The sequence below is a fragment of the Rhizobium sp. NZLR1 genome (assembly GCF_017357385.1).
GTDB lineage: Bacteria > Pseudomonadota > Alphaproteobacteria > Rhizobiales > Rhizobiaceae > Rhizobium.
In genome coordinates this window covers 2,892,767-2,917,213 of the sequence record NZ_CP071632.1, presented here as the reverse complement: position 1 = coordinate 2,917,213, position 24,447 = coordinate 2,892,767, and the positions used below count along the sequence as shown (strand labels likewise).

The following is a 24,447-nucleotide window of genomic DNA, read 5'->3' as shown; positions in this document are numbered from 1 at the left end:
TTGCATCCATGCAAAAATCCTGGCATGGCAGACCTGAACGACATCGCGGTTTTCGTGAAGGTGGCGCAGTATGGCAGCTTCAGCCGCGCGGCCCATTCCCTCGGCATGCCGGTCTCGACCGTCAGCCGGAAGGTGACGTCGCTGGAGGAGCAGCTTGGTGTGACGCTGCTGCAGCGCACGACCCGCAAGCTTAGCCTGACGGCGCAGGGCCGGGCCTATTTCGATCAGTGCAGTGAGCCGCTCGCCCATCTTATCGACGCCGAGCAGGCACTCACGGAAACGCAGAAAAAGCCGGAAGGCCTGCTGAAGATCTCCGTGCCCGTCATTTTCGGGCAGGAGGTCTTCTACGAATTCGTATCGTCCTTCCTGAAGACCTATCCCGATATCCAGGTCGATCTCTTCGTCACCAACCTGTTCCTCGATCTGATCGCCGAGAATATCGATCTCGGCATCCGCTTCGGCGAACTCAAGGATTCCTCAATCATCGCGCAGCGGCTCGGAAAGAGCGTGCGTTATCTGGTCGCCGCGCCGGACTATCTGAAGGGCAAGGCGCCTCCCTCAGAGCCCCAGGACCTGAATGAGCATCAGTGCGTGTTGCTGAACGGCCGCAACGGCGAAGCGGAGTGGCATCTGGTCAGCGGCGGCAAGTCGGTCCGCCAGCAGGTGTCGGGGCCGGTCTCGAGCCGGGATTTCGACGCGGTGAGCGCCTTTACCAATCGCGGCCACGGCATCGGCCTTCTGCCTTCGACCTATTGCGACGATGAGATCAGGAGAGGTGCGCTCATCCGCCTGCTGCCGGACTGGTCGTCCGAGGAGATATTCGTGCATGCCGTCTATCCCACCCGCCGCTTCTTGCCCGCCAGATTGCAGGTCTTCCTCGACGCGCTGAAAGCATGGAAAAGCCCTTTGTGGCTGCCGCTGCATTGAGCCGGCCATCACCGAAAATTGAAACTACCGGCGTGGCCGGGCGTCCTGCATCGGCCAAGCTGTGCTAAGGTTGCGCGCTTGGATGGCGCGGGGATCTGCCGATGCTGACGACAGTTGCGGTGCTTATGGGTCTTTCCGGCCTCGTCCCGGCAGCGCAGGCGGGGGGAAACGAGGTTGACGTGACCCTGGTCCTTGCCGTCGACACCTCGCGCTCGATGGATTTCGAGGAGATCGGCATCCAGCGCGAGGGTTATGTCGAAGCGCTCAAGCACAAGGAATTCATCGATGCGGTGAAGGGCGGTCTGACCGGCCGCATCGCCATCAGCTATTTCGAATGGGCGGGCTATGTCGTCCAGGATTCGGTGATCGACTGGCAGGTCATCGAGACGGAAGCGGACGCGATCGCTTTTGCCGAAAAGCTCGAAGCCCGGCCGATTGCCACGCAGCGGCGTACATCGATCTCCACCGCGATCGCCCAAGGCGCCAGCATGATCGTTTCCAGTCCGTTTCCGTCCAGACGACAGGTGATCGATGTGTCGGGCGATGGCCCGAACAATTCCGGAAATCCAGTCATATCCGCCCGCGACAAGGCGGTGGAAGCAGGCATGATCATCAATGGCCTTGCCATTATGCTGCGGCCCTCCGATGCGCCGAACGGGCTCGACACATATTATGCGGATTGCGTGATCGGCGGCCCCGGCGCCTTCGTGCTGCCGGTCCGCAACATCGAGGATTTCGCCGTTGCCGTGCGCCGCAAGCTGGTGCTGGAGATCAGCGGGTTTTCCCCGCCGGCAACGGTGCAGAGAATCACCGGCGCCGAGACCGGGGTCGACTGCCTGGTTGGCGAGAAACAGTGGCGGGATTTTTTCGAGCGGTGACGGCGGGCGCGTGCGCCGACGCCGAATGAATGCACGGAGCAGCATGGAGGTGTCCTTCGAGGCTACTGGCCTTCCTCCTGCGCACCTCAGGGAGGTGCGCAGGAGGAAGGCATGCCTCAACAAGGGCTGTTTGAGTTCGCCGGAAAAGACCGCTGCCTATAGCGGCAGCTCTCGGCCAGACTGTTCACTGACCATGTAGTCGGCGTACCAGTCCGGCCAGCCCTCGTCGTGCTTGCCGCCGTTTCGCTTTTCGTGTTCGCCGTGGGCGGTCGCCGCGCGGCGCAGCGCTGATGCAAGGTCGCTCGAGGTCGCAAAGGCTGTCTCGTCGGCGTCGATGCGTCCCGCCAATCGCGTGGTGACCTCCTGGAATAGCCAGCCATTGCCATCGGGATCCTTGAACGAGGCGAAGGAGCGATAGCTGCGGTTTTCGGGATCTCGGCCGGCGATGCGCAGCCGTCCGAAGAGATAGGGCTCGTCCTTGCCGGCATAGACGCCGGCAGCGTCGTGGAACACGTCGCTGACCTCGACGCCGCGAGCGATAAGATCGCGGCGGGCGGCCTCGATGTCGGAGACGATAAGGTAGAGCCCCTGGGCGGAGCCAGGTGGCGCGGCGGTGACGTTCTTGCCGAAGATGATCGCGCAGCCGGAGCCGGGCGGGGTAAACTGGAGCACCCGGAAATCGGCATCATTGGCGAAGTCGGCGTCGAGCCGCCAGCCCAGGCTGTCGTAGAAACGTTTGGCGCGATCGACGTCGGAAACGGGGATGACGACCACCTCGAGCTTGGTGTCGACGGGCCGTGTTCGCGAATTTTCGATAGGGGTTTCACTGCGCATTGCATTGCTCATCTTCAGCTCCTTAAGGTTTGGGACGCATTAAGAATGGCGATACATGTCGGGGGTGAGTGGATCACAGCGCGGCGAGGGCGTCGAATCAATTATTCTGTCGGAATTGACCTGATGAAGACGGCGGGATCGGTCCCGCCGCCCCGGTTCGGGGGGAGCCGCCTTACGCGGCAAGAGCGGCGCGTGTCTTCCCGATTGTGAGCGCGGCCTTTGCGGCCTCCCGCCCTTTCTCGACGAAATGCGCGCGGTAGATCTGCTTATGGTGCTCGGTTTCCTGATACTGATGCGGCGTCAGCGAAACCGAAAGCACCGGCACGCCGGTATCCATGCCGGCGCGCATCAGCCCGTCGACCACCGCCTGAGCGACGAATTCGTGGCGGTAAATTCCGCCGTCGACGACGAAAGCCGCGGCAATGACGGCGCCATAACGTCCGCTTGCGGCCAGATCGCGGGAAAGCAGCGGCATCTCGAATGCGCCGGGAACATCGAACACATCGACCTGTTCGGGCGGCACGAGCTGATAGAAGCCGTCAAGGGCGCGGTCGACGATGTCGGCGTGCCAGCTGGCTTTGATAAAGGCGTAGCGGGTGGGTGTCATGGTAATCTCCTTTGGCGAACAGACACATCACCCAAGGCGATCACGAACGTCCCGACAGCCGCAAGGGCTGGGAACGTGCGTTCTCTTTCATCCGGACTATGACCGTCGGCTCAGGCATCTCACCTGATCTGCTGACCCTTCCGAGGAAGGCGCTCGCGGGCTCGCAATCGAAACTGCATACCGCCGGTAGGGACTTTCACCCCGCCCTGAGAACGGCCGGGACAATAGGGGGAAGACGAAGGGCTGGCAATAGGGCGAAATGCTTGCATCGCGGAGGCGGGGATGGGGTGAGGCGATCGCCACCTAGCTGGCTGCACCCCCCAGAGAGCCTTGTCCTGAGGTGCGCCGCAGAGGCCCCGAAGGACGCGGCGGGTGCGCGGATGCTAGATGAAGGCAGGGAGCAGCGTTGCGGCGAGTGCTTCGAGGCTCCGCCCCACGGGCTACGCGCCTCAGCATGAGGGACGTTGGAGGATGCCGCGCCGGTGCCGGGCGACGGGGGCGGCGTGGCCCGACCACCCTTGCTGATCGGGTACTTCCGCCTACATGCTCACGCGAGGACACCCACGTCAAAACAGCATGACCCGCTGATCCCGCCCGCGGCGAGGCAGGCCATGACAACTATCGGAGAGCGTGATGCCAGAATCTTTCGTCGTTCACCGCGAGGCGCATATTGCGGCGCCGCCGGCCGCAGTGTTTGCGCTGATGACCGACCCGCAGAAGATCCTGCGCTGGATGGGGACGGAGGCAGAGGTCGAGCCGCAGCCGGGCGGGCTCTATCTTGTCAACGTCACCGGTGCCCGCTTTGCGCGCGGCTCGTTTCGCGAGGTGGTGCCGGTTCATCGCCTTGCCTACAGCTTCGGCTGGGACGGCAGCGAGGTGGTGCCGCCGGGGTCGAGCCTCGTCGAGATCGACCTGATCGAGCAGGGGGGCGGAACACTGCTGCGACTGACGCATAGCGGCCTACCGAGCGCCGATCAATGCGCCGGGCATGCGGAAGGCTGGGCGCATTACCTTGGGCGGCTGACCGAGGTCGCCGCCGGGCGTGACCCGGGTCCCGACGCATTTTACGGCAGGACATGAACGGTTTTTGCGGGCCGGTGGATGGCCCTGAAGCGCCTGCCCTTGCGGGAAAACCAGCTGGCCGGCGCTGCGATGAGCGGTCCGAAATCGCTTCTTTTTCTCCCGCAAACATGAACGTGAAGTTCATCTCCAGTTCAATTTGGCGGCCCTAGGGTGGGAACGGCTGGATGAATTGGAGTTTTCGATGAAGGCACTTTCTATCGCGGCTGCCTTGCTCGCTGGCAGCCTCTCGGTCGGCACAGCTGAGGCGATGCCGATGGGGACAATCAATGTCCAGAGCAATGTCACAAGCGATGTCACGAAGGTCGACTATGCGTGCGGCCGCGGCTGGCATCTGACCCGCTGGGGCGAATGCCGGCCAAACTGGCGACGCCCGCCGCCGGTGGCCTTTTACGGCGGTCCGCCCCGCTGGGGCTGGGAGCGGCGTCACCGGGATTGGGATGGTCCGCGCTGGCGCGATGATTGGCGCGGCGATCACCACCGCCGTTGGCGGGATGACGACTGAAGCCTTCCCAGGGGCAAATTGACGAAGGCCGGTGCGATATTTCGCCCGGCCTTTTCTCTTGAATGTTACGACTGTGATCAGGTCAGATTTTGCTGACCAGCCAGTACTTGCCCTCGATCAGTTCTTCGAGTTCGATCGGATCCTTGACGCCGAATTCATACCATTCGACAAGTTCCTTCGCCTTGCGGCTGCTCTCCTGTGCTGTCAGCTCGACCTGATGCCTGTCGCACCACCGCCGAAGGATCGACGTCAGCAGCGTCATGTCATTCCCATCCAGCGGATCTTTCGGCCAGAAAATCGTGCCCATCGTACCCCTCAATCACACGATGACGAACCGCCGCATAATGGAAGCAAAACGGCGCAAGTTTAAAGCGTTATTTTTTGCTTTTCGCCGTGATGGAAGAATCTCGACAGGAATTGTCTGCGTGGAATGGCTGAAGGAGTCGATGGGGCTTCAGAAGGCATCCTTGCGGACGTCCCGGGGCGATGTCATGTTGAAGCATGGATCTGCCATCTCCCCTTGCCTGGTTGGTTGATGAGGCCGGTGCCTCGCCTGGTCCCGAACGGTTTCTGGCCGAGCTCGGGCGCCGGCTTTTGGCTGACGGCCTGCCGCTTTCGGGCGGCGCGCTGACGCTTTCCGTGCCGCACCCAATCATCGCTCGGCGCACCTGGCTGTGGCGGGCCGAGACCGGGGCCGTCATTGAGGCGCTGGCCTTTGCTGCAGCTCCGCAGAGTGAGGCCGGGCGCGACTGGCTGGGTGGGCTCGGGCCGGTGTGGGAGAGCCGGATCGGGCCTGCACAGGATAATCAGGCATCGGACGGGCCGCTGCTTGGCTGGGCGGGAGTTGCCAACGGGGCAGGGGGCGGCGCATTCGGTGCGGCCGAGGCCAGTCTGCTGCGCGAAGTCGCGCGTTTTGCCGCAGCGCCGCTCGCCGCTTTGGCGGCGCGGGAGGCGCGGGCCGCGCTGCTCGAAGCCTATCTCGGCCGGCGCAGTGCTGCCCGGGTGCAGGCCGGCGCGCTTGCCCGCGGCACCGGTGAGACCATCCGCGCTGCCCTTCTCTGTGCCGATCTGCGTGATTTCACCGCGCTTTCGGAAGTGACGGAGCCGCAGGCGATGATTGCCGCGCTCGACGCTTATTTTGATCGCGTCGCCGGCGCAGTGCACGCCTTCGGCGGCGAGGTGCTGAAATTCATAGGCGACGGCGTGCTGGCGATCTTTCCGGTCACCGCGACGTCGGGCGAAGCAGACATCGCCCGGGGGGATCGCGAGGCCTGCGAGGCCGCCCTGCGGGCGGTCGCCGCCAGCCGTGCCGGCATGAGCCATCTCGACCAGGTGCGCCAGGCCCAGGGGCTGGCGCCGTTGCCGTTCGGCGCGGCGCTGCATTTCGGCGAGATTCTATGGGGCAATATCGGTGCGGCCGACCGGCTGGACTTTACTGCCATCGGCCCCGCGGTCAATCTGGTCAGCCGCCTGGAAGGGCTCTGCAAGCCGCTCGGCAGAAACGTGCTGATTTCGGGAGCGGTGGCGGCGAATACGACGACGGCCTTGATGCCGCTCGGAGAGCATAGCTTGCGCGGCATTACCGACCCTTGCGCAGTCTTCACCCTGGCAGAAGCTTAAGTCACGGACAGGCGCTTGCAGTTATGCAAAGAAAATTTTGCAAAGATATCTTTGCAATGGTAAGCTTCTGGCATGAAGGATCCCCATCGCCAGACCGTCGCCCATTCAAAGCCGCCGCGCACCGTCAGCCGGGTCGTACCTGATCCCGTCGCGTTGAAGGCGCTGGCGCATCCCGTCCGGTTGCGCATGCTCGGCATGCTCAGGGTCGATGGACCCGCCACGGCGACGCAGCTGGCGGTGCAACTGGGATTGAACAGCGGTGCGACCAGTTATCATCTGCGCCAGCTTGCCCAATACGGCTTCATCGAGGAAGCGCCGCATGTTTCACGGCGCGACCGCTGGTGGCGGGCCAGTCACGAGCTCACCTCGGTGCCGGCAAGCGAGGCCGAGGGTGAAGCGCTGGATCTCGATCACGCCTTCAACCAGGCGGTCCTCTCCTTGCAGGTCGGCCAGATGCAGCAGGCGCTGGAGGAATATGCCGAACTGCCGGGGGAATGGCGCAAGGCGAGTGCTGCCAACGACATGATCATCCCGATGACGGCAAAACAGGCCGAGGCGCTGACCAAGCAGCTGACCGACATCATCCTCGAAGCGATGCGGGTAGCTCCGCCCTTGGGTGAGCCGGCACCCGGGGATATGGTTCCCTTCTCCATCATGCTGCATGCCTTTCCCTATCCGGGCCGGCTTCCGCATCGCGAAAAGGATGGCGAACCGTGAGAAGGGGCGGGCCTTTCCTAGCGCTTGCCGCAGCCGAGGCGCTTTCGCTTTCCGGCACGCGGCTATCGACCATTGCTATTCCCTGGCTGGTGCTGAGCACGACGGGTAGCCCTGTCCTGACCGGGCTGACGGCGATGATGGAGATGCTGCCCTATGTCGTCGCCAAGGCGCTCGGCGGGCCGCTGATCGACCGCGTCGGCGCCAAGCGCATCGCCATCGTCTGCGATACCGCTTCGGTGGCCGCGGTGGGACTGGTGCCGCTGCTCGATTTTTTCGGCCTGCTCGGCATGCCGGTGCTTCTGCCCGTGGTCTTTGCCATGGGCGTGCTGCGTGGGCCTTCCGACGCCGCCAAGCAGGCAATGGTTCCCGACATCGCCGCGCTCGCGAATGTGCCGCTCGAACGGGTGACCGGCGTCGCCAATGCGATCGAGCGGCTGGCCTCGACGGCGGGGGCGGCCGGCGCGGGCGCGTTGATCGGGCTGATCGGCCCGGGCCAGGCGCTCCTCGTCAATGCCGCCACCTTTGCCGCCGCCGCTCTGATCGTCGCAGTCGGCATCCCCGGGATGCGGCGCGCGCCCGAGCTATCCGGCGCACCCGACGTCCGACCGGCCGAAAGGGCTTCCTATCTCGACGATCTCCGCGAAGGCTGGCGCTTTTTGCGTGGCGATGCGGTGCTCGTCAGCATTGTCGCCATGGTGGCGATCACCAATCTGCTGGACCAAGCCTATCATGCGGTGCTGCTGCCTGTCTGGACACGCGATTCCGGCCATGGTCCGGAACTGCTGGGGGCGATGTTTGCGGCCTTCACCGGCGCTTCGATCGCCGGCGCGGCGATTGCGGCGGCGATCGGCGAACGGATGCCGCGCCTGATGGTCTATACCGTGGCGTTCCTCTTGACCGGATTTCCGCGCTTTTTCATCCTTGCGCTGGATGCGCCGCTCATCCTCATCTTCGTCACCTTGGCAATCGCCGGATTTGCCTCGGGATTCCTCAACCCGATCCTGTCGGCGGTGGTTTTCGAGCGCATCCCCAAGCCGCTGATCGGCCGCGTGACCGCGATGAATGCCGCCCTCTGTTTTGCGCTCATTCCCTTCGGCGGCCTCGTCGGCGGCGCGCTGATCAGCACGATCGGCCTTGCCGCGGCACTATTGCTCACCGGGCTTGCCTATCTCGCCGCAACTCTCTTTCCCCTTGCGCTGAAAAGTTTCCGTGGCTTCGACAAGGCTATTACCGATGCCGGTGCTTCCGTATCAAGGCGATGAGCGCGGTCTCTCGTGCCCCAACGCCTCGACCATCAGATCGACAAAACGATGGATGCGCGGTTCCAGCAGGTGCTTGTCGGGATAGAGCATGACGATCTTGGCGTCATCGGTTTCGAGGTCGGGGAGGACGTGCCGGAGACGGCCAGCGGCGAGATCGTCGGCGACGAGGAAATCGGGCAGGAGAGCGATACCCAGCCCCGCCAAGGCGGCGTCGCGGACCGCCTCTGCGCTGTCGAGCCTCAGGCGGCTGCGCCCCCGCGCCTTGATCCACGAGCCGCCTTTGCCGCGAAAACGCCAGCCTTGTCTTTGATTGCGGCTGGCGAAAATCAGGCAGTCATGGGCTGCGAGATCGTCGATATCGCGCGGCTCGCCGCGTTCGGCAAGATAGGACGACGAGGCGCAGAGCCGCGTCCTGTAGGTGGCGATCACGCGCGAGACCAGCCGGGAGTCCGATGCCGTCGCGCCGATCCGGATTGCCAGATCGAAGCCTTCCTCGACGATGTCGGCAAGACGATCGGTTTGGCTCATCTCCACCTGGATGTCGGGCCAGGCCCGAAGATATTCTTCCAACAGGGGCAGCACGACGCGCCGTCCGAAGGCATCAGGCACGGTGAGCCTGAGAACGCCGCGCGGCGTACCGCTCTTGCCTGCCACGCTCGCTTCTGCCTCGTCTACCGATGCGAGGATTTGCAAGCCACGGTCGTAAAACACTCGCCCTTCGTCGGTCAGGTTCAATGTTCTCGTCGTGCGGTTGAGCAGACGTGCGCCGAGCCGGTCCTCCAGGCGGATGACGGCCTTTCCCGCCGCCGAACGGGACAGGCCCAAGGCCTCGCCGCCGGCGATAAAGCTTCCGGCATCGACGACGGCCATGAAGATCAGGATATCGTTCAGGTTCGTACGCGGCATCAGGCAACTCGAGCGGTTCGCTACAGCCATAAGTCGGTCAGTCAGCGACCGATTCAAGGCTCGGACCATCAACGTCCAACGCGGCTGTAAGGTCCCGACGCTCCGCTTCTATGTCGGAGTGCGTTCGGTCTGATATTTCGAGATGGAGCTGACGCTGGTGCTAAGCCCGCGGCGGAGTTCGGCCGATTGGGACGCGGGAAGCCTGGCTACAGCATATCGCCGAGACTCCAATGGTTGTTCCATCGGGCGTCGATCTCGTCGTCGACATTTTGATATCTGATGTCGGTGGAGAGGCGCAGCCGTCGGCTGCTGTCCTGGTTGGTGGTCGAGGCGTGGATCATATGGGGCGAGTGGAGCACAACGTCACCAGCCTCATAATCGGCAGCGAGCCAGCGGGTGTCGAAGCGCTCCGCCATATCAGGGAGATCCTTCGACACCCAGCCGCCTTCCGTCATGTGGCTGTTATAGGCACTGATCCGCTCTTGCGGAGAAAGATCGTCGCTTGCGGCCTGGAACTCGGCCTCCATCTTGACGCCAAGCGCATGCGAGCCTTCGAGGTAGACCAGGCCGCCCATCTCGGTGGGAATGTCGCCGATCGGGATCCAGGCCGTCACCAGGCGGCGGGTGCCGCCGCGGAGGTAGACGAGATCGTAGTGAGCGGGTGTGGCCGTCGGCGATCCCGGCTGGGTGAAACGCATGATCTTGCGCTTGTGCAGATAGGAAATGCCCTGCAGGAAATCATCCATGAAGCGGATGAGCGGCGGTTGCGTGCAGAAGCCTTCATAGGCGGCGGAGCGGACGAGCGACATCAGGCGCCGGTCCGCCAGGCTCCAGTCGCAGCCGGTGGCCGATGCGAGCCCCAGCGTAAAATCGCTGCCGGGCTCGACCAGTCCTGTCGCAGCGAGGCGTTCGAAGACCCAGCCACGGAAGTCGATGATATCGGCCCGTGGCAGAAGACCTTTCAGCCAGACATAGCCATCGTCCTGGTAGCGGCGGCGGATGGCGTCGACGCCGATGGCCGGATCGGTCGGCGTGAGCCAGCCCATCCGCTCCGCAGCCAAGGTCTTGCCGTGGGCGGTAAGGGGAAAATCCGGCGTTCGGGTCTGCGCGGCTCTGGCGGCAATCGACATTTCAGCCTTCCTCAGCTTAAGTTGATTTGCCACCAATTAGCTGATCTGCAGGGATAATCGACATAGAGAAAATTGGCAGCTGGACTTTTCGCTCATCATGAGAGACGCCGAGGCCATCTATAGAACGCCGCTCGGCGCGGCCGGCGGCCTGGCGGTCATCGGAAGCGGCAGGCAGCACGCCCGCCATGCGGTGAGCGACCGCAAACTTCCGAGTTTCGCCGTCGTGCTGGTGGAGCGCGGGCCAGGCTGGCTGGAAACCGCAGCCAGCGGCCGGCTGAGGCTGACCGGGCCTGCTCTGTTCTGGCTGTTTCCCAACCGCACGCATTCTTACGCTCCCGACGAAGGCGGCTGGGACGAGCGCTGGGCGCTTTTCGAGGGATCCTTCACGCGAGACTTCGTCAGGCTGAGGATGATTGCCGAGCGGCACCCCGTCGTCGCCTTGCATCATCTCGATGAGCTGACGCGGCTCTTCGGCAAGCTTCATGCCGATCTGCTTGACGATACCAACCTTGGGCAGGCGTCGGCGGCATTGATGCTGCATCACATCGTCATCGCAGCCGCCAGACAGGCGAGCGGAGGGGCCAATCGACACCAGGGAAGGCCTGATATGGCCGACATCGTCGAAACGCTACGGCAGCGGGCGATGCAACCGCTCGATCTCGCTGCCTTCGCCGCCGAGCACGGCATGTCGCCGGCGACGCTGCGCAGGCGGTTCACGCTTGAAACCGGACTGCCTCCCAAAGCATTCCAGCTTCGGGTGCGCATGGACCATGCCAAACAGCTGTTGGCAACCACCGACCAAAAGATCGAAACGGTGGCCGCCATGGTCGGCCTGGACGACCCATTTTATTTTTCACGGGTCTTCCACGAGCGCGAGGGCTGCAGTCCTCGCGAATTCCGCGCTAGATATAGGCGGGTGTGAGCGCCCGGCAGCATCGGTCGGAGCGTCAGCGCCAGCCAAGCGCCGGGGCGACGTGGGTCAGGATCGCCTCGATGACATGGGCGTTGTAGGCAACGCCGAGCTGGTTGGGGACGGTGAGCAGCAGTGTGTCGGCCTCGGCGATCGCCTGATCCTCGGCGAGCTGCTTAACCAGGGCATCGGGTTCGGCGGCATAGCTTCGGCCGAAGATCGCCCGGGTCTTCTCGTCGAGGAAACCGATCTTGTCGTCCTCGTCATTGCCGTAGCCGAAATAGGCGCGATCGCGGTCGTCGACGAGTGCGAAGATGCTGCGGCTGACCGAGACGCGCGGCTGGCGCGTGTGGCCGGCTGCCTTCCAGGCCTCGCGGTAGGCGCGGATCTGGTCGGCCTGCTGGACGTGGAACGGCTCTCCCGTCTCGTCGTCCTTCAGCGTCGAGCTCTGCAGGTTCATGCCGAGCTTGGCCGCCCAGACGGCGGTAGCGTTGGAGCTTGCGCCCCACCAGATCCGCTCGCGCAGCCCCTCCGAATGCGGCTCGAGGCGCAGGAGGCCTGGCGGATTCGGAAACATCGGCCGCGGGTTGGGCTTGGCAAAACCTTCGCCGCGCAACACCTCGAGGAATACTTCGGCGTGATGGCGGGCCATGTCAGCCTCGCTCTGGCCTTCGGGCGGGGCATAGCCGAAATGGCGCCAGCCATCGATCACCTGCTCGGGTGAGCCGCGGCTGATGCCAAGCTGCAGCCGGCCGCCGGCGATGAGGTCGGCGGCACTGGCATCCTCGGCCATATAAAGCGGGTTCTCGTAGCGCATGTCGATGACCGCGGTGCCGATCTCGATCCGGCTGGTTTTTGCGCCGACGGCTGATAGTAGCGGGAAGGGTGCGGCCAGCTGGCGGGCGAAATGATGCACCCGAAAATACGCCCCGTCGGCACCGAGCTCCTCGGCCGCGACGGCAAGGTCGATCGACTGGAGCAGCGCATCGCCGGCCGAGCGCGTCTGCGATTGAGGCGAGGGCGTCCAGTGCCCGAACGAGAGGAAACCGATCTTCTTCATGCCGATGCCGCACCTTGAACCGTTGTGTAGGGGTCGATCGGTCATCGCACAGTTCCGGCCCGGAAGACAATCGGAACTGGTCGGGTGGGGCGCATCGATGTTGTCGGAACCGGTCTTTCGGCGGGAGGGCCGCCAAACGCCGGTTGCCGCAAACTCTCTGCCGTCCTGAGGTACACCGATCAGTTCTCGTCCTTCGAGGCCCTCACGGGGCACCTCGAGATGAGATCGGAGAGAGCCAACAGCCGCGCCCGCCGATCTCCTCAAGCGGAAGGAGAACCAATCGCGGTAAATGCCGGATATGGAGTCGGTTTTCGCGATGGCGGCGGGGTTTGCGTTTGTTATGATGCCGCGGACGGCGAAGGTGCGTGAGCCTCGGTGCCAACCCTTGCGCGCCTTCTCGGCCTTGACCGCGGGCCGTCACATTGCCGCCGAGAGGCTTGGAACATGCGCTACACGTTTGCCATAGGCGATATTCACGGCTGCATCGATCCGCTCGACAGCATGATCGATCGCATCACAACTTACGCTTCCGAGGGGACTGTGGTTTTCCTTGGCGACTATATCGATCGTGGGCCTGACAGCAGACGTGTCCTCGACCGGCTCATTGCCGGTCCGTCCGACCCGTGGCGCTGGATCTGCCTGAAGGGCAATCATGAGGACATGATGGTCGCTGCCTATGCCGATAGCGATAACAGAGCCGTATGGCTTGGCAATGGCGGATTTGAAACCGAGATTTCGTTTGGCGGCAGGGTTTTGCCCCAGCATCTGCAATGGGCGGCCGGTCGTCCGCTCATGCATTTCGATCGGCACCGCATCTTCGTCCACGCCGGTGTCGATCCCGCATTTCCACTGGAGCAGCAGAGCGAGCACGATCTTCTATGGATCCGGTTTCCTCCCGGCCGGTCTGAAGAGTATTGGGGCAAGCATTTGGTCCACGGCCATACACCGTCGCTATCCAATCCGGTGACGACAGGAAACCGCACCAATATCGACAGCGGCTGCGTCTTCGGCGGCAAGCTTTCCTGTGCGGTGTTTGATGATGACGTTGCCGGCGGGCCGATTGACTTCATCGAGGTGAAGGCATGAACTTAGCCGCGTCGATAAAGGTGTAAAGCCGCAGACGGCTGAGCGGGAGCAGTGCGCAGCGAGGTATCTATCGCCTCGCTATGACCCGTCAGCAAAAAAAATGGCGAGAACGCCACCCCGGAGGAAAGATTGATGGCGTTGGCACCATCACTGGCGGCCTATACCTCGCCTGCCGGCAGCAAGCCGCAGCCAGGGCGCCAAATGGAAGCCGCTCATCAGCAGGTACATCGGCACCATTCCGCCGATCGGCAGGAAATCCGGCGTGGTCGTGCAGATCATGTCGGCGCTGCTAGCCGTGGCCGTCAGCAGCGCCATGAGCGCAAATGTCGGGGCGGCGGCGAGCGACAGCCAATCAGCGGCGGCGAGGGTGCTCCAGGTGGATTTGCCCGGTTTACCGACGGACCCGTCTGCAGCGGCGGCCAGCGAGAGCCATTCGGCGGCGTTGAGGGCGGCGTTGCCGCCCGGGGCAGCCATGCTGGCGCCCGAGGCGGCGTGTTCGCCGCCCCTTTTCGAGGTGTGGAGGGGAAGCGGCATTGGAGTCACTCCTTGCCATATCGGTCGTGGTGGCGCCACCAGACGCCGGTTTCGTTGCGTCCCTTGGGAGCGCGGTCGAGCCATTGGTACATGCCCCAGAGCCCGTCGAGCCCGCGGGAATAGCTGGAATAGCTGTGGTAGACGGCGCCATCGGCAAGCTCGAAGGCGCTGACGCCCGGCCGGTCGCGGGTGTAGGTGGCGACATCGGTTTCGGTCATGGCGGCGATCTGCGCCACCGGTCCCTCGCTGCCGCGCAACTGCCATTCCTGCACGGTCTTGCCGGCCAATGGTTCGAAGGCGAGTGGTTCGGGGGCGGGCTGCTCGCGGCGGTAATTATATTCTATGTCGCCCTGGCGCTGCTGCTCGGGGGTGAACCAGACGCTGAAATCGCCGTTGAAGTCGCTGCCGAAGGAGGAGGCCCAGGGAAAGCTCCAGCCCATGCGCTGCTTGAATGCCTGAAGCTTTGCGATCGGCGCCCGCGAGATCGCCGTGAAGGCGACGTCGTGGTTTTCGAGATGAACGAAGAAGCCGTTGAATCCGTCGGCGATCGAGGAGCAGGACGGGCATCCGGCGGTGTAATCCGGCCCGAACATGAAGTGATAGACGAGGAGCTGCGAGCGGCCGCCGAAGAGGTCCTTCAGCGAAACGTTGCCCGCCTCGGTGTCGAAGCGGTATTCGTTGTCGATCCTGACACGCGGCAATTGCTGGCGCTTCATCGCCAGCGCGTCGCTCTGCCGCGTCAGCACCTTTTCCTCTTCGAGCAGATCGAGCCGCGCTTCCAGCCACTCCTGCCGTGTTCCGAGCTGTATCGTCATTGGGTCTTCTCCTTTGCCTGTCTATCGTCGTAGCATCCGGCGCAGGGTTGCCAGCCGGTCTCACGCAGATTACGGCCGGGCAGGGGAATAACGGGAGTGACAAGTGTGACGGGATTTGAATGGACTCGCTGATCACAGCCGCGGCGCGGGCGCTGGCATCGGGCGATGCACTCGGCGCGCTGAAGCGGGTGGCGTTGCGCGACGATGCGCCGGCACTGGCGCTGCGCGGCATCGCGATGGCACAGCTTGGCGATCTCGTTCGCGCCAAGGCGCTGTTGAAGAGTGCGGCGCGCGCCTTCGGCCCACGGGAGGCAGTGGCGCGAGCGCGCTGCGTGGTCGCCGAGGCCGAGATCGCGCTCGTCTCGCGCGATCTCACCTGGCCGCCGAAGGCGCTGGAAGCGGCGCGCAAGGTGCTGGATGCGCACGGCGACAGGGTCAATGCCGCCCATGCAGGCAATGTGGCCATTCGCAGGCTGGTGCTGATCGGCGGCCTCGACGAGGCCGAGCGCTCGCTCGCAGCACTCGATCCGACGCCGCTGCCGCCGGCTCTGCGGGCTGCCCACGAGCTGGTGGCGGCTGGCATTGCCGTCCGCCGCTTGCAGACGAGGGCGGCGCGTTCGGCGCTTGACCGGGCAAGGCTTGCAGCGCGCGCGGCCGATATCCCGGCTTTGACGGCGGAGGTCGAAGCCGCCGCCCTGGTGCTCGATACTCCGGCGGCGCGGCTGCTGTCGCGCGGGCAAGAACGTCCGCTGCTGCTTGCTGCGGTGGAAGAGCTGCTTTCCTCCGGCATGCTCGTCGTCGATGCCTGCCGCCATGTGGTGTGGAACGCTGGGACGGCGGTCTCGCTGGCGACGCGGCCCGTGCTGTTTGCGCTCGCCCGCGCACTTGCCGAAGCCTGGCCGGCGGATGTGGCACGGGGTACGCTCATCGCCCGTGCCTTCCGTGGCAAACACGCCGATGAATCGCATCGCGCCCGGCTGAGGGTCGAGATCGGCCGCCTGCGCGCCGAGCTGCGCGGACTGGCGGAGGTTTCGGCGACGAAGCGCGGCTTTGTGCTTTCGCTGCCCGGCGCCCGGGAGATTGCCGTGCTGGCCCCCCTCGTCGAAGGGTCTCATGGGGCGGTGCTCGCCTTTCTGGCCGACGGCGAGGCTTGGTCGAGCTCGGCCTTGGCGATCGCGCTCGGAGCGAGCCCGCGCACCGTGCAGCGGGCGCTGGATTCCCTGGCTGGGGAAGGCAAGGTGCAATCACTGGGGCGCGGGCGGGCACGGCGCTGGATGAGCCCGCCGCTATCGGGTTTCCCGACGATCTTGTTACTCCCCGGGCCGCTGCCGAGCGATTAGGATCGCCCGAGTTATAAGCAAGCCGAGTTTTAGGGAAGCCCGAGTTACAGGAAGGCCCGAGTTACAGGAAAGCTTGAGTTATAGGGAAAAGAGATGAAAAAATCAGCTGCGAATATCCTGCGTGAATATGGACCGTTTCCCGGCGCCGAGCGCGTCAATGGCGTCACCTTCGACGGCGCGCATGTCTGGTTTGCCTCGGGCGACCGCCTGAACGCGCTCGATCCCGCAAGCGGCGAGGTGGTGCGCTCGATCGAGGTCGCGTCCCATGCCGGAACGGCCTTCGATGGCGAGTTTCTCTATCAGATCGCCGAGGATGTCATTCACAAGATCGACCCGAAGACCGGCCGCATCCTCTCCACCATCCCGGCGCCCGGCAATGGCGGCGATTCCGGGCTTGCCTGGGCCGAAGGCACGCTCTGGGTCGGCCAGCACCGAGGCCGCAGAATCCATCAGATCGACCCGGAGACGGGCAAGATCCTGCGCACCATCGAATCCAACCGAGTCGTGACAGGCGTTACCTGGGTCGACGGCCAGCTCTGGCACGGCACCTGGGAGGGCGACGACAGCGACGTCCGGCGCATCGACCCCGAAACGGGGGAGGTGCTGGAACGTCTCGACATGCCCGAAGGCGTCGGTGTCTCCGGCCTCGAATCCGATGGCGGCGACTGCTTTTTCTGCGGCGGTGGCGGCAGCGGCAAGGTTCGCACGGTGCGCCGGCCGGGGTGAGAGCCACGCGCCACCGTGGTAGGGCCCGGTCGCGCGAAGTGGGAGCGATCGATCCAATAGATCGATTTGCGGGGACGCAAAGGCAAGGACGGGACGAGACGTCGTTGACGCTGCGCCGAAGACGCCGATGCGGCATATCCTCTCCCCGGCGGCCGTTTGCTCACCAGCAATCAGTGCGAAGCCGGAAATTGACACGAGCGCACTTGCAGAATTTCGATCGAGTGGGCGATTGATTTCGTCACTTAACGATCTACCTTCGCGGTTTCGGGCGAGGGCTTTGCCCGAAGCCGTTATGACCGCGGGAAAGACTTTGAAGCATCTGCACACAACGCTCGGGCCTAGGAGCAAATCTCAACTGGGGATGATCCTCCCGCATGAGCACGTCTTCGTTGACCTCAGGACACCCGACCAGCCCGGTTATGCCGAAGCAGAGACCGACGCCGTCGTTCGGCTGATGGCCCCGGAAATCGAGCGGATCAAGAAGCTCGGGGTGACGGCACTCGTCGAATGCTCGACGGGCGGCGTCGGACGTCGTGCGGATATCGATCTTGCCGTGTCGCTTGCTACGGATTTTCCGATTGTGGTTCCCACCGGCAATTACCGCGAGCCGTGGATCCCCGAATGGGTCCGCTATGCTTCCGAGAAGGAGCTTGAGGCGTGGATGCTTCGCGAGCTGACGGAGCAGATCGGCGAGACTGGGTTCCAGGCGGGCTGGATCAAGCTCAGCGCCGGCGATGACGGCATGACGGCGCTCGAGACGAAAATCCTGCGGGCAGCCGCGCGCGCGGCAGCGCAGACAGACGCCGTCATCGGCAGTCATACGATCAGAGGACGGGTCGTCATGGATCAGCTCGATGTCATCGAGGCGGAGGGCTACAGGGCCGACAGGTTCATCTCGATCCATACGCAGGAAGAAAAGGACTTCGCCTACAACGTCGCCGTCGCCGAGCGCGGCGCTTGGATCGAGTATGACCATGTCGGCAGGGCCGGGGACAAGGAGGTGGCGGAACTGGTGATGAAGGCGCTGGAGGCGGGCTGCGGCGACCGCCTGTTGTTGAGCCATGACCGGGGCTGGTTCGATCCGGCGCTGCCGATGGGCGGGACACCCAAGCCGTACACCCATCTTTCCACGGTCCTGCTGCCCGAGCTAAAACGGCGGGGCGTGGACGACGGGACCCTGATGCGCCTGACCCACGAGAACCCGTTCGAGGCTTTCGCCCGATAGGGGCAGGGGGCGGGCGAAAGAAACCTACCGGCGTAACCGTTTTCCGAGAAGCGCGATGATCACGTGAGCGGGGCGCCGATATCAACGGCCTGCTCAAAATCCGCAACTTGTCCGCATCGATGAGACCGGCCGGCGTCACGATGCCCTTGGCGGTGATTTCCTCTCCGAGGCTCGCAATCTCAGTACGACGATACGCCGACTTATACCGCTGGATCCTCATCGAACAAAAGCGCCATGCCGATCGCATCGATGAACCGGCCGTCGATACGCGCGGCGCGCCGAATTATGCCCTCGCGCACGAACCCTAGTTTTTCATAGAGTGCGATCGCCCGGAGATTGTCTTGGTAAACATCGAGTTCGACCCTGATAAACCCGACCTCCTGCGCGGCCCTTAATGTCGTCTCGATGAGCTTTCGTCCGAGACCCTGGCCGCGATAGGCCGGAAGAATCCCCATGCCAAGCTTTCCGCGATGGGCGTGCGACGGGAAGAAATGCCGGTTGATGTCGCACCAGCCGACGACCTCGTCTTGAGCGATAGCAACGAATTGCGGATTGGCTTTTGCAATCATGCCCATCACGAAGGCGCGCGTTTCCGGTAGCGGCGTCGCTTCCAGCATGGACAGGTATTTTTTCTCCCGCGCGACCACATCGAGCGTGCGATGAAAGCTGTCGATTTGGGCAGCAGAGATCGGTTCGATCCTGACGTCTGACGTATCCGGCGCGGCGGCGTCCATGCGCTTCTCCTTCGACGATCGCGAATGCATTCGGCGGCATGCCGCGGACTTTAGGGGAGCGTATAATTCACGGTCCGTCAACCTTTGCGTGTCAATTTCTCGGCAGCAGGCGCCATCAAAAGGTTGCAGATATTGAAGGTCAGGCTAACATCCCACATTACATTCGTCTTGGTGACACTCACCTGCGCGGCGGCTGTGTTGCTGTGCGGATTTGCCTGGCTCGCCGCCGTGAAGGTCGATGATCTCTCGCTGCGCCGGCAGGCCGACTTTGTCGACCAAGGACTGGAAGAGCAGATCGCGGCGCTTCCCCGAGAACAGGAAAGCATTGCCAAATGGGACGATGCCTTCCTTTATGCCAAGCAGCGGAACCATGAATGGCTGCTCGACAATATCGGCCGGTGGACGAGCCAGTATTTCGGGCACGACAGGACTTATATCTTCGACGATACCAATCGCCTGATGTTTGCGTTCCGCGACGGCGCGGATGCCATGCCGCCACGGCTCGGCAGCGACGACGGCCAAGAAATGACAGCACTCGCCGGGGAGATGCGCGCGGTTCTTGCCGAGCAGGCTGCAAAGCCCGGCACCAAACCGCTTGGTCAACTGGCGACGGTTCGTACGATCATGATCGGCAGCCGGCCGGCAATCGCCAGCGCGCGTCCCATTCTGCCGAGCTCGGCCAGGATGCAGGTCGAAGCGGGCCAGGAGTTCATCGCCGTCTCGGTCAAGTTCATCGATGAAAAAGCCGCCGAAAGCATCGCCCATTATGCGCGCCTCGAAGGATTGCATTTCGCGTCGAAAAGTGAGGACGGGCGCGCTGAGGTGCCGGTCTCGTCACGAGACGGCGGCACGATCGGTTATCTCGTATGGTCTCCTATCCTGCCCGGATTCATGCTGCTTCAACAGATCGCACCGGCTGGGCTTGGCTGCCTGGCGCTGCTGATCGCTGTCGTGTTCTGGCTCGGGCGCGGTCTTCATCGCACGTCGCTGACCTTGCTGGACAGCCAGGCTGAGATCACCCATCACCGCTACCATCTGGAAGAAATGGTGGCCGATCGAACGGCAGAGATCGAAAGGCAGAGAGAGGAACTGGACCGGCTGCTGGTGCACGAACGCCAGGTCAATGCGCTCCAGCGCCAGTTCGTTGCCATGGCGTCGCACGAGTTTCGCACGCCACTCGCGATCATCGATGCCGCCGCCCAGCGGCTCTGCCGCTCGACCACCAATGTCAGTGGCGGTTACGTTCACGAAAAGGCGGGCGTGATCCGCAGCGCGGTGGTGCGCATGGTCGATCTGATGGAGAGCATCCTCGCCAGCGGCCGGCTCGAAACCGGACAGATCACACTGAAGCGGAGCGAAGGCGATCTGAAAGCTCTGCTCGTCGCCTGCTGCGACAGACAGCGCCACCTCAGCCGCTCGCATGTGCTCCATCTCGATGTCGAGTCGATGCCCGATCTGTTGACGTTCGACCGCAGCGCGATGGAACAGGTCTTCACCAACTTGATTTCGAACGCCGTCAAATATTCGCCCAACGCGCCGAACATTTATGTTCGTGCCCGGGTTGAGGAAAAGACGGTAGAGATCGCTATTGCCGACAGCGGCATCGGCATGGATTCGGATGATCTGCCGAAGCTGTTCCAACCCTATTATCGCGCTCGCAGTGCTACGGGCATTGCCGGAACCGGCATCGGCCTGAACGTCGTCAAGCAGGTCGTCGAATTGCATGGCGGTACCGTTGAGGTGACGAGCGAGCTCGGCAAGGGCACAACATTTATCATTCTTCTGCCAATAGAGTTTCTATTGTCGGATCAGCACGTCGCAGCTTAGGGAAAAGCTTATGGTTACAGTCCTGTGCATAGAAGATGAAGTCGAGATCCGGAACCTCCTCGTCGAGGAACTGAGCGAAGCCGGGTACAAGACGCTCGAGGCCTCGAACGGCGCCGAAGGGCTGGAAATGATCCTGTCGAAATGGCCCGATATCGTCATCAGCGATATTTCGATGCCGGTCATGGACGGACACCAGCTTCTGGCGGAAATTCAGATCAATCACCCCGAGCTCTCCAACATCCCCTTCATCCTGCTGACGGCGCTGACCGACCGGGAAAACACGCTTGCCGGTCTGCGCGGCGGAGCGGCGGACTATCTGACAAAGCCGCTCGACTTCGACCTGCTGCTCGCCAAGCTTGAAGGTTGCGTGACGCGGCTGGAAAATGACAAGGCGGTCAATCGGTCGTTTTGAGGAGTGGTTTGGGCGATGATGAAGAGTGTGCCGTGCGGCCCCTGGCCCGGCATCAACTGGCGCCTAACCTCTCCCCGTCATTCCTGTGCTTGTCACAGGAATCCAGCCACGGCGCGTCTGCGCCGTGAATGACTCCATGCAGCCTTCAAGAAAGTCTTCCGCGCCCAAGGACTTGGGCGCACTGGATTCCTGTGACAAGCACAGGAATGACGGAGGAGAGGTGGGTGCGAGATGACCACGGATGCCGCAAGCTGCTGCCCGCAGCATCTCGGCCCAGTCCCCGCCTCACACTCCTTACCTCCCCAACACATCCCCCAGCATCTCGAACACTTTCGCATCTAGGGTCTGCGACACATTGAACCGCATGAAATTCGTCGCCGATTGCGACAGGCTGAAGGCATTTCCGGGAGCCAAAACGATTCTCTTTTCCAATGCGGCCCGCGCCACATCAGCGGCATCGACGCCATCGGGCAGGCGGCACCAGAGGAACATGCCGGCCTGCGGCTCCAGCCAGGGCACTATCCCCAGGCCCTTCAGCCTGGTCGAGACTTCGCTCATTGCCCGGGAGAGCCGCTGTCTCAGCGTCTCCACGTGTTTGCGATAGCTGCCGTCGCTCAAGACGTTCAGCACCAGCTCCGCCGTCAACCGGCCGCCGCCGAAGGAGGTGGCGATCTTGAGGTCGGTCAGGCCGTCGATCCATTCCGGTTTTGCGGCGACGAAACCGCAGCGGGCCGAGGCCGACAGGGTCTTCGAAAAGCTGCCAATGTGGACGACCCGTTCGAGGCCGTCGAAAGCGGCAAGGCGGGGGGCCGGCGCATGCTCGAAATCGGCAAAGATATCGTCCTCGATGATAGTGAGGTCGAATTGATCGGCGAGTTTCAGAAGCCGATGGGCCGTCACCGGGGAAAGCGTTGCGCCGGTGGGATTGTGGATGCCGGAGTTGGTGATGTAGAGCCGCGGCCGCTTCTCGGCGACGACTTGGGCAAATCGCTCGATATCGGGACCGGACGGCGTGTAGGGCACGCCGACAATCTTTGCCCGGTGGGCGCGCAGAAGCGCGTGGAAATTGAAATAGCAGGGGTCGTCGACCAGCACCGTGTCGCCGGGCTCGAGCAGGAAACGGCAGAGCAGATCGATTGCCTGGGTGCCGGAGTCGGCCAGCATGATCTGGTCGGGGGAGGCTTCGATCCCTCGTTCGCCCATGCGGCGGCAAATCAGCTGTCGCAGCTGCGGCAAGCCGAGCGGCGAGCCGTAATCGGCGAGCGCCGGTCCATCGGCGCGGGCAAGGGTTCTGAGCCCGCGGCGCATGCCTTCCCCCGGCAGCCAGGAGGGCGGCAGCCAGCCGCAGCCGGGCTTCAAGGCGGTTTCATCGGCCTCCAGCGATTGCCGGGATATCCAGAAGGGATCGACGGCGCGGTCGAGCTTCGGCCCGGCCTCGGCAAGCGCAAAGGGGGCTGCCTGGTTGGCGACGTAAAAACCCGAGCCCGGCCTTGCCAGGATCGCGCCTTCGGCGACGAGGCGCTCATAGGCGTCGACGACGGTCGAGGTCGACAGCTTCAATGTCGCTGCCAACCCCCGGACCGAAGGCAGCCTTGCACCGGGTGTGAGGCTGCGCCCCGCGATGCGCTGCCGGATCGTCGCGACGACCATCTCCACGCGCGTGCGTGCTTCGTCCATCTGTACTGCTTCCGCACCATAACAGTTTCGCGAAACCGTATCAGATTGTCACTGTCATGACTATCCGTATTGGCCGATAAGCGTGAAAGCAAAAAGGAGTGCAGCGCATCATGGAGCGCGAGATGGACCGCATGACGTCGGGATGGATCAATGGCTTTATCGGGGTGGTGATCTTCAGCGGATCGCTGCCGGCCACCCGTGTGGCGGTGATGCAGTTCGATCCGGTCTTCTTGACCGTGGCGCGTGCGGCGATCGCTGGCGTTCTGGCGCTTGGCCTGCTGATCGCTTTCAGAGAGAAGCGGCCGAGCCGGCGCGACATCCTCTCGCTTGCCATCGTCGCGCTCGGCGTCGTGGTCGGTTTTCCCCTGCTGACGGCGCTGGCGCTGCAGCACGTCACGTCAGCGCATTCCATCGTCTTCATCGGGCTGCTGCCGCTCTCGACGGCGGTCTTCGGCGTGATCCGCGGCGGCGAACGCCCGAAGCCGGCATTCTGGCTGTTCTCCATTCTCGGTAGCGCGCTGGTGGCGGGTTTCGCATTGATGCAGGGTCTGACCGCGTCGCCGGTCGGCGATCTTTTGATGCTGGCGGCGATCATCGTCTGCGGCCTCGGTTATGCCGAAGGCGGCCGGCTTTCGCGCACGTTCGGCGGATGGCAGGTGATTTCCTGGGCGCTGGTGCTGTCGCTGCCGGTCATGGTCGCGGTTGCGCTGTTCCATCGGCCGGCGAGTTTTGCCGGCATCGAAACGCCGGCGCTCGTCGGCCTTGCCTATGTCTCGCTGTTTTCGATGCTGATCGGCTTCATCTTCTGGTACCGCGGCCTGTCGCAAGGCGGCATCGCCGCCGTCGGCCAGCTGCAGCTGCTCCAGCCTTTCTTCGGCTTGGCGCTCGCCGCCACCCTGCTGCACGAACCCGTGACCTGGGCGATGCTCGCCGTGACGGTCGCCGTCATCCTGTGCGTCGTGGGTGCACGCAGGTTTGCGCGCTAGGGGAGAGTCCCGAAGCGGTCTCAGTCAGGTTTGATCGAAGGCTTCGGGCTGCAATTGCCCGATCCTCATCAGATGTTGCAGCGTGTATGACATCGACAGAGCATCGTCGAGCCCGTCATGCGCCCGTAGCGGAGGATGGTCGACGCCGAAATAGTCGGCCAGTTTGTTGCTAGGCGTCTTTGCCAAGTCCTCGATCGGCATGCCCGCAGCAATGAGAAGCTTGACGGCGTTGTCGAACCGATGGGCGGGGATGGAAGGTGGAATGCCTGCAATATAGCAACTGATGGCCATCATGTTCAGCTCATCCTTGCCCCACGACCAAAACCGGGCGCCGTCCGAGAAGCTGTCGACACCGGAAAGCGCATCCTGCAATGCCACGCCATGAGCATCGATGTCTTCTCCGGAAATGCTCGTCAGATCGGTGAAGTAAGGATCGAGCGGATATCTTTTGCCGAGGCGGTCGATGGGCCTGACATAAGACTTGTATGTATCCAGGATCGGATACTCTCCCTCGAGGCCGAGCTTGACGGCGCCGATCATTGCAACGACGGGGTCGGGATCGTGGGCCGCGCACCAAAATCTGCGTTGCGAGCCTTCGAGGCAGAGAAATTCACAGTCGAATATGATGGCGGTCTTCATTGTCGGCATT

At 63.4% G+C, this 24,447-nt stretch carries 26 protein-coding genes and 1 riboswitch; of the genes, 15 read left to right on the top strand and 11 right to left on the bottom strand.

Annotation, left to right across the window (positions count from 1 at the left end; all coding sequences use genetic code 11):
• Positions 1-24 precede the first annotated feature (24 nt).
• The gene (locus J3O30_RS14540) at positions 25-927 is read left to right on the top strand and encodes a LysR family transcriptional regulator (protein ID WP_207581000.1); all 903 of its coding nucleotides are present in this window, start codon (positions 25-27) and stop codon (positions 925-927) included.
• A gap of 101 nt (positions 928-1,028) precedes the next feature.
• Positions 1,029-1,805 (top strand): DUF1194 domain-containing protein, encoded by a 777-nt coding sequence (locus J3O30_RS14535; protein ID WP_207580999.1) that lies wholly within the window; start codon positions 1,029-1,031, stop codon positions 1,803-1,805.
• A 156-nt stretch (positions 1,806-1,961) separates the two neighbouring features.
• On the opposite strand, the gene J3O30_RS14530 is transcribed toward J3O30_RS14535, so the two are convergent.
• Together J3O30_RS14530 and J3O30_RS14525 are read right to left on the bottom strand one after the other, a co-directional pair.
• Entirely contained in the window at positions 1,962-2,651 is a 690-nt protein-coding gene (locus J3O30_RS14530) for a VOC family protein (protein WP_207580998.1), read from the bottom strand.
• 160 nt (positions 2,652-2,811) lie between these two features.
• Positions 2,812-3,246 carry a 6,7-dimethyl-8-ribityllumazine synthase gene (locus J3O30_RS14525; RefSeq protein ID WP_007630468.1) on the bottom strand — a complete coding sequence of 145 codons (435 nt, stop codon included), beginning with the start codon at positions 3,244-3,246 and terminating at the stop codon, positions 2,812-2,814.
• Between the two features lie 75 nt (positions 3,247-3,321).
• A riboswitch (FMN riboswitch) is annotated at positions 3,322-3,464 on the bottom strand.
• Positions 3,465-3,879: 415 nt separating this feature from the next.
• On the opposite strand from J3O30_RS14525, the gene J3O30_RS14520 reads away from it, so the two are divergent.
• Together J3O30_RS14520 and J3O30_RS14515 are read left to right on the top strand one after the other, a co-directional pair.
• On the top strand, positions 3,880-4,326 hold the full coding sequence (locus J3O30_RS14520) for an SRPBCC family protein (protein WP_207580997.1): 447 nt from the start codon (positions 3,880-3,882) through the stop codon (positions 4,324-4,326).
• A 184-nt stretch (positions 4,327-4,510) separates the two neighbouring features.
• A complete protein-coding gene (locus tag J3O30_RS14515; RefSeq protein ID WP_207580996.1) occupies positions 4,511-4,831 on the top strand; it encodes a hypothetical protein in 321 nt (106 codons plus the stop codon).
• A gap of 82 nt (positions 4,832-4,913) precedes the next feature.
• On the opposite strand, the gene J3O30_RS14510 is transcribed toward J3O30_RS14515, so the two are convergent.
• The gene (locus J3O30_RS14510; RefSeq protein WP_207580995.1) at positions 4,914-5,138 is read right to left on the bottom strand and encodes a hypothetical protein; all 225 of its coding nucleotides are present in this window, start codon (positions 5,136-5,138) and stop codon (positions 4,914-4,916) included.
• A 194-nt stretch (positions 5,139-5,332) separates the two neighbouring features.
• Here J3O30_RS14510 and J3O30_RS14505 point away from each other — a divergent pair, with 194 nt between their 5' ends.
• The 3 genes from J3O30_RS14505 to J3O30_RS14495 all read left to right on the top strand — a co-directional run bounded on the left by J3O30_RS14505 (position 5,333) and on the right by J3O30_RS14495 (position 8,430).
• Positions 5,333-6,451, top strand: coding sequence for an adenylate/guanylate cyclase domain-containing protein (locus J3O30_RS14505; protein ID WP_207580994.1), 1,119 nt, complete (start codon positions 5,333-5,335; stop codon positions 6,449-6,451).
• A 72-nt stretch (positions 6,452-6,523) separates the two neighbouring features.
• Positions 6,524-7,168, top strand: coding sequence for a helix-turn-helix domain-containing protein (locus J3O30_RS14500; protein WP_207580993.1), 645 nt, complete (start codon positions 6,524-6,526; stop codon positions 7,166-7,168).
• Positions 7,165-8,430, top strand: coding sequence for an MFS transporter (locus J3O30_RS14495; protein ID WP_207580992.1), 1,266 nt, complete (start codon positions 7,165-7,167; stop codon positions 8,428-8,430). Before J3O30_RS14500 ends, J3O30_RS14495 begins: the two co-directional genes overlap by 4 nt.
• On the opposite strand, the gene J3O30_RS14490 is transcribed toward J3O30_RS14495, so the two are convergent.
• Both J3O30_RS14490 and J3O30_RS14485 read right to left on the bottom strand, forming a co-directional pair.
• Positions 8,419-9,336, bottom strand: coding sequence for a LysR family transcriptional regulator (locus J3O30_RS14490; protein WP_207580991.1), 918 nt, complete (start codon positions 9,334-9,336; stop codon positions 8,419-8,421). The genes J3O30_RS14495 and J3O30_RS14490 overlap by 12 nt on opposite strands.
• Before the next feature lie 206 nt (positions 9,337-9,542).
• Positions 9,543-10,466, bottom strand: a complete 924-nt coding sequence (locus J3O30_RS14485) for a phytanoyl-CoA dioxygenase family protein (protein WP_207580990.1) — start codon at positions 10,464-10,466, stop codon at positions 9,543-9,545.
• Between the two features lie 97 nt (positions 10,467-10,563).
• Between J3O30_RS14485 and J3O30_RS14480 the strand changes: the two genes are divergently transcribed.
• Entirely contained in the window at positions 10,564-11,388 is an 825-nt protein-coding gene (locus tag J3O30_RS14480; RefSeq protein ID WP_207580989.1) for an AraC family transcriptional regulator, read from the top strand.
• Positions 11,389-11,413: 25 nt separating this feature from the next.
• Here J3O30_RS14480 and J3O30_RS14475 read toward each other — a convergent pair whose 3' ends face one another.
• Entirely contained in the window at positions 11,414-12,436 is a 1,023-nt protein-coding gene (locus J3O30_RS14475; protein ID WP_207584339.1) for an LLM class flavin-dependent oxidoreductase, read from the bottom strand.
• A 444-nt stretch (positions 12,437-12,880) separates the two neighbouring features.
• On the opposite strand from J3O30_RS14475, the gene J3O30_RS14470 reads away from it, so the two are divergent.
• Positions 12,881-13,522: a metallophosphoesterase family protein gene (locus J3O30_RS14470; RefSeq protein WP_207580988.1), complete on the top strand. Its 642-nt coding sequence runs from the start codon at positions 12,881-12,883 to the stop codon at positions 13,520-13,522.
• Between the two features lie 147 nt (positions 13,523-13,669).
• On the opposite strand, the gene J3O30_RS14465 is transcribed toward J3O30_RS14470, so the two are convergent.
• Entirely contained in the window at positions 13,670-14,056 is a 387-nt protein-coding gene (locus tag J3O30_RS14465) for a hypothetical protein (RefSeq protein ID WP_207580987.1), read from the bottom strand.
• A 5-nt stretch (positions 14,057-14,061) separates the two neighbouring features.
• Positions 14,062-14,871, bottom strand: a complete 810-nt coding sequence (locus J3O30_RS14460) for a thioredoxin family protein (RefSeq protein WP_207580986.1) — start codon at positions 14,869-14,871, stop codon at positions 14,062-14,064.
• Positions 14,872-14,990: 119 nt separating this feature from the next.
• Here J3O30_RS14460 and J3O30_RS14455 point away from each other — a divergent pair, with 119 nt between their 5' ends.
• The 3 genes from J3O30_RS14455 (at position 14,991) to J3O30_RS14445 (ending at position 18,162) form a co-directional block, all read left to right on the top strand.
• Positions 14,991-16,211 carry a helix-turn-helix domain-containing protein gene (locus J3O30_RS14455; RefSeq protein ID WP_207580985.1) on the top strand — a complete coding sequence of 407 codons (1,221 nt, stop codon included), beginning with the start codon at positions 14,991-14,993 and terminating at the stop codon, positions 16,209-16,211.
• A 93-nt stretch (positions 16,212-16,304) separates the two neighbouring features.
• On the top strand, positions 16,305-16,937 hold the full coding sequence (locus J3O30_RS14450) for a PQQ-binding-like beta-propeller repeat protein (RefSeq protein ID WP_207580984.1): 633 nt from the start codon (positions 16,305-16,307) through the stop codon (positions 16,935-16,937).
• 310 nt (positions 16,938-17,247) lie between these two features.
• Positions 17,248-18,162, top strand: a complete 915-nt coding sequence (locus J3O30_RS14445; protein WP_207584338.1) for an esterase — start codon at positions 17,248-17,250, stop codon at positions 18,160-18,162.
• 200 nt (positions 18,163-18,362) lie between these two features.
• Here J3O30_RS14445 and J3O30_RS14440 read toward each other — a convergent pair whose 3' ends face one another.
• Positions 18,363-18,896: a GNAT family N-acetyltransferase gene (locus tag J3O30_RS14440; protein ID WP_207580983.1), complete on the bottom strand. Its 534-nt coding sequence runs from the start codon at positions 18,894-18,896 to the stop codon at positions 18,363-18,365.
• 84 nt (positions 18,897-18,980) lie between these two features.
• Here J3O30_RS14440 and J3O30_RS14435 point away from each other — a divergent pair, with 84 nt between their 5' ends.
• Positions 18,981-20,723 carry an ATP-binding protein gene (locus J3O30_RS14435; protein WP_207580982.1) on the top strand — a complete coding sequence of 581 codons (1,743 nt, stop codon included), beginning with the start codon at positions 18,981-18,983 and terminating at the stop codon, positions 20,721-20,723.
• A gap of 10 nt (positions 20,724-20,733) precedes the next feature.
• Positions 20,734-21,135 (top strand): response regulator, encoded by a 402-nt coding sequence (locus J3O30_RS14430; RefSeq protein ID WP_164011395.1) that lies wholly within the window; start codon positions 20,734-20,736, stop codon positions 21,133-21,135.
• Positions 21,136-21,429: 294 nt separating this feature from the next.
• Here J3O30_RS14430 and J3O30_RS14425 read toward each other — a convergent pair whose 3' ends face one another.
• On the bottom strand, positions 21,430-22,812 hold the full coding sequence (locus J3O30_RS14425; protein ID WP_207580981.1) for a PLP-dependent aminotransferase family protein: 1,383 nt from the start codon (positions 22,810-22,812) through the stop codon (positions 21,430-21,432).
• A 122-nt stretch (positions 22,813-22,934) separates the two neighbouring features.
• Here J3O30_RS14425 and J3O30_RS14420 point away from each other — a divergent pair, with 122 nt between their 5' ends.
• On the top strand, positions 22,935-23,798 hold the full coding sequence (locus tag J3O30_RS14420) for a DMT family transporter (protein WP_207584337.1): 864 nt from the start codon (positions 22,935-22,937) through the stop codon (positions 23,796-23,798).
• Between the two features lie 24 nt (positions 23,799-23,822).
• On the opposite strand, the gene J3O30_RS14415 is transcribed toward J3O30_RS14420, so the two are convergent.
• Positions 23,823-24,437, bottom strand: a complete 615-nt coding sequence (locus tag J3O30_RS14415) for a 3'-5' exonuclease (protein WP_207580980.1) — start codon at positions 24,435-24,437, stop codon at positions 23,823-23,825.
• Between the last annotated feature and the right edge of the window lie 10 nt (positions 24,438-24,447).